This window comes from Roseomonas sp. 18066 (assembly GCF_902706185.1).
Lineage (GTDB): Bacteria > Pseudomonadota > Alphaproteobacteria > Acetobacterales > Acetobacteraceae > Pseudoroseomonas.
Genome location: NZ_CACSJM010000261.1, coordinates 1 through 4,455 on the forward strand (window position 1 = coordinate 1; position 4,455 = coordinate 4,455).

3 protein-coding genes and 1 pseudogene are annotated in these 4,455 nt (G+C 73.1%); all 4 read right to left on the reverse strand.

Annotated features, from left to right (window positions below):
• Positions 1-435, reverse strand: a pseudogene (locus GVN67_RS28235) (hypothetical protein); the annotation flags it as partial.
• Positions 436-548: 113 nt separating this feature from the next.
• Entirely contained in the window at positions 549-917 is a 369-nt protein-coding gene (locus GVN67_RS28240; RefSeq protein WP_160000633.1) for a hypothetical protein, read from the reverse strand.
• An 82-nt stretch (positions 918-999) separates the two neighbouring features.
• The gene (locus GVN67_RS28245) at positions 1,000-3,093 is read right to left on the reverse strand and encodes a hypothetical protein (protein WP_160000634.1); all 2,094 of its coding nucleotides are present in this window, start codon (positions 3,091-3,093) and stop codon (positions 1,000-1,002) included.
• Between the two features lie 308 nt (positions 3,094-3,401).
• The coding region (locus GVN67_RS28250; RefSeq protein WP_160000635.1) for a DUF4159 domain-containing protein at positions 3,402-4,455 on the reverse strand (1,054 nt) is incomplete at its 5' end.

Sequence of the window (4,455 nt, forward strand, 5' to 3'; positions counted from 1 at the left end):
GGCCGGGCGCGGCGCCTCGGCGACGGGGGCCGGGCGCTGGCGGGTGTTGCCGCCAGCCATGGCGTTGGGCGGCGGCGGCGGGGCGGCGGATTCGCTGCTGGCCACGGTGCCGCGGGCGGCGAGCAGGAAGAAGGCGATCTCGGTGCGGTTCTGGTCCACCGCCGAGTCGATCGGCGACAGGCCCAGCACGTTGCGGGCATTGAGGTCGGCGCCGCGCGCCATGGCGTCGCGGGCCGAGGCCATGTCGCCGCGGTTGATGGCGTCGAACAGCGCCTCGTTGGGGCCGAGCGAGCCCTGGTTCGGCTCCGCCGGGATCACCGGGGTGCGGGTGCGGCCGGCCAGGCCCGGCAGGGCCGGCGGCTCCTGCCGCGGGCGGCCGGTCGGCAGGTTGTCCGGCACCATCGGCCCGCGCAGCGACTGGGCGGCGGCCGGCATGGCGGATCCTGCGGCCGCCAGGGCAGCGCAGACGAGGGACAGACGGGCGAGCTTCGGGAGACGGCGCATGGCGACCTCTCTAAACCATTTTCGGCGCAGGGCGAAGCAGGCGGTTAACGGCAGCCTTCGCCGCGGAAGGAGAAGCTTTCGACCACCCCCTGGCGAATGGCGAAGGTCATGTCGCAACGCACCACGATATAGCCGGGGGAATTCATCCAGGGCCGCCGCATGCCCCAATAGCCATAGGGGTAGTAGGGATAGGGCTCGACCGGCGCCATCGCGGTCGACTGGCTCTCGAATTGCAGGAAGCGCCGGCCATCCGCCTCATAGCTGCGGGTCGGCACGCCGAGCGCGCCGACCAGCTCGCCCTCCGGCCGGTTGATGAAGGCCGACAGGCGCTGGTCCAGCGTCGGTCCCGGCTGGGCGCAGCCGGCCAGCAGGCCGAGGCCGACGGTTAGCGTGACAGCGGTGCGAAGGCGCATGGCGGGACACTCCTCCAGGCCGCAGATAGAGCGGCGGAAAGATGTTCACAACATGGCCACGGGTTAGAGTTGAGAAAGATTCTCAACGACCCTCGCGGCGCCAGGCGACCAGCGCCAGGCCCAGCACCAGCGGCAGCGCCAGCCAGGGCGGCAGCAGCGGCAGGGCCGCGATGCCGGTGACCAAGTGGTCCTGGTTGCGCCGCAGCCCGATCCAGCTGGCGCCCGAGGCATCCCGCCCGGCCGCGACCCGCCGCAGCTCCGGCACCAGCGGCCGGTCGCCGCGGCCGAGCCAGTGGCTGCCGCCGCCATTCGCCTCGGCCAAAGGCTGGACGCGGCTGGCCTCGGCGCGCAGGTCGGCGATCTCCAGCGGATTGGCGGCGGCCGCGGCGGCGAAGGCCTGGCGCCGGCCGTCGCTGGCCTGCCAGACGCCGGGCATGGTCGCGGCCTGCTCCAGCACCGTCTGGCCGCCGGTCCCGCCAGCAGCCATTGGCCGGCCGCGCGTCACCGTGCCGTCGGGGGCGGTGACCGTGATCTCCGGCGGCGGACCGGCCTCGACGCTGCGGCGGGTGACGGTCAGCATGCCGCCCTCGATGCGGGCGACCAGGTCTTCCTCCTCCAGCTCCGGCTCGCGCATCAGCCAATGCGCGGCGCGGCGCAGCAGCTCGGCCTGCGGGCCGCCGCCGTCATGGCCTCTAGACCACAGCCAGATCTGGTCGGAGAGCAGCAGCGCGACCCGCCCCTCCCCCACCCGGTCCAGCTGCAGCAGCGGGTCGCCATCCGGCGTGTCCATCACCGACAGCCCGCTGGTCGGCTCGGCGCGCAGGTGGCGGTACCAATGGCCCCAATTCGGCGGCGCCGCCCCGGCATTGGCGCCGGTCAGCCCCTGGGTCACCGGATGCCGCGCCCCCTGGTCGGTGACGCGTGGGCGGAAGGCGCCCTCCGCCAGGGCGCCGCGCCCGGTCAGCGGCCGCGCCGGCAGGATGCTGCCCAGCGGCGTCGAGGCCAGGCTGGTCGCGCCGGTGAATTCCGGCCCGACCGAGAGCAGCAGCGCCCCACCACCCCGGACGTAGTCAGCGATGTTGCGCAGATACATCGGCGGCAGGATGCCGCGGTTGGAGAAGCGGTCGAAGACGATCAGGTCGAATTCGCGCAGCTTGACCTGGAACAGCTCCCGCACCGGGAAGGCTATCAGCGCCAGCTCGTTCAGCGGCGTCAGGTCGTCCTTTTCCGGCGGGCGCAGAATGGTGAAGTGGACCAGGTCGACATTGGGGTCGGCCTTCAGCAGGCGGCGCCAGGTGCGCTCGCCCGAATGCGGCTCGCCCGAGACCAGCAGCACCCGCAGCCGGTCGCGCACGCCGTTGATGGTGACCACCGCCCGGTTGTTGAGGGTGGAAACCTCGCCCGGCCGCTCCTCGGCGGTCAGCTCGACGACGCTGGGGCCGCCGCGCTCGATCGGCAGGGTGATGCGGTGCTCGCGCCCGAGCGGCACGCTCTCCACCCGCGGCGCCGCCCCGTCGCGCCGCAAGGTCAGCCGCACGGCCCCGCCCTGCGGCTGCTCGGCGCCCAGATCCTCGACCGCGACGCGCAGCTCGACGGTGCGGCCGACGATGCCGTAGCCCGGCGCCTCGATCACCCGGATGCGGCGATCGACCTCCCCCGGCCGCCCCGGCAGCACGACATGCAGGGGTGCCGCGAAGCCGAGCTGCCCCGGCACGTCATGCGCCTGCCCGTCGGTCAGCGCGATCACCCCCGCCAGCCGCGCCCGCGGGATATCGGCCAGCGCCCGGTCGATGGCGGTGAACAGCCGCGTGCCCTGCCGCCCGCCCTCCGGCAGGTCGACGCTGCGCAGCTCCAGATCCGGGAACCGCGCCGCCGCCGCCTCCAGCGCGGCGCGGGCGGCATCCATCTGCGCCCCCCGCCCGCCGATGCGGGCCGAGTCGCTGCGGTCCTGCACCAGCAGGGCGATGTCCGGCCGCGTCTCCCGCGTCTCCTCGACCAGCCGCGGATTGGCCAGCGCCAGCAGCAGCACGGCGAAGGACAAAGCGCGCCACGCGACACCCCGCGCGCGACGCCAGACCGCGGGGGCGAGCGCGAGGATCGCCAGGACCGCCAAGGCAACCAGCAGCCACCAAGGCAGGATCGGCGCGAAGTCGAGACCGGAAATGGCCTGGCGCATGGGTCAGATCCTTTCCGAAGAGAAGCGTTCGGCAGAGAAGGTCAGGGGCAGGCTGGGGGAATGAATTCCCCCAGACCCCCTTCTTTTTTCTGTGGTGACTGCCGTGTCCACGTGGAGACGGTACGTGAAACGGCCAATCAGCAGCGCGACCTTCAAGGTCGCACTGTTTTCATATGATGGCGTCCCGCCGAGATGCCCGGGTGTCAGCGCCGATGAAGTGCTGCCCATCGAACGGCCAACAGAACAGAAAAAAGAAGGGGTCCAGGGGAATTCATTCCCCTGGCCTGCCCGTCGCTTCCCTGCCCCTCTCAATTCCCCAGCCTTTCTAAAATGGCTGGCACGTGGACCTGATCGCCTTTGTAGTTCCCCGTCAGCGCGTACATCACCAGGTTCACCCCGAAGCGATAGGCCAGGGTCCGCTGCCGCGCGCCGCCGGGCGTCGTGGCGTAGGGGTTCTGGCCGCGGGCATCGACGGCCCAGGCGCCGGCCCAGTCGTGGCCGCCGATGATCACAGGGGTCACGCTGTCGTTGGCGCGGTCTTCCTCGCGCGAGACCCAGACCTGGCCGCCGGCGAAGCGACCCGGGAGCTCGGGGGGCAGCAGGTAGAAGCTGCGCGTCAACACGTGCTCGGGGGAGACCGGGACCAGGGGCGGGATGGCCAGGCCGCGGGTCAGGCGCTGCAGGGCGGCGCGGGCGCCGGGGGCGTAGCCTTCGCCGGAGCCCTCGTCGCGGGTGTCGAACAGGATGATGCCGCCCTGGCGCATGTATTCGTTGAGGGCGGCCAGGGCGGCGGCGTCGGGGTCGGGGCTGTCGCCGGTCACCGCCCAGTAGAGCAGCGGCACGAAGGACAGGTCGTCCTGGCCGGGGCGCAGCGCCAGGGGTTCTCCCAAGGCAGCGGCGGTGCGGCGGTTGACGTAGTCGGACAGGCCGGCCAGGCCCTGGCGCACCACCTCGTCCACCGCGCCGTCGCCGGTCGCGACATAGCCGATGCGGGTGGCCAGGGGCATTTCGGCGGCCGGGCCACGGGCGGCCGGCGCCTGGGCCTGCGCCGACGGAGCCAAAGGCAGGGCGAGCGTGGCCAGCAGCATCGCCAGGCCGGCGCGGGCCATCAGGCGGCGGCCGAGCAGCCCGCGCTGCACCAGGGACAGCAGCAGGTCGGCGGCCAGCAGCAGCAGGGCGAGCGCCAGCAGCCAGGGGCCCAGGTCGCGCTCGGCGGGCAAGCCCCCGATGGACTGCGTCGCGGTGCCGGGCGGGGGCGCGGCCAAGGCGCGTGGCGGCGGCAGGCTGGCCGACAGGTTGAGGGCGCGACGCTCGCCGCCCTCGCCCGGGACGCCATACCAGCCGGGCGAGGGCGGCGAGCGT

Coding starts and splice junctions, on each gene's coding strand:
- GVN67_RS28245 (WP_160000634.1), bottom strand. CDS start 3,093: ATGCGCCAGGCCATTTCCGGTCTCGACTTCGCGCCGATCCTGCCTTGG.
- GVN67_RS28240 (WP_160000633.1), bottom strand. CDS start 917: ATGCGCCTTCGCACCGCTGTCACGCTAACCGTCGGCCTCGGCCTGCTG.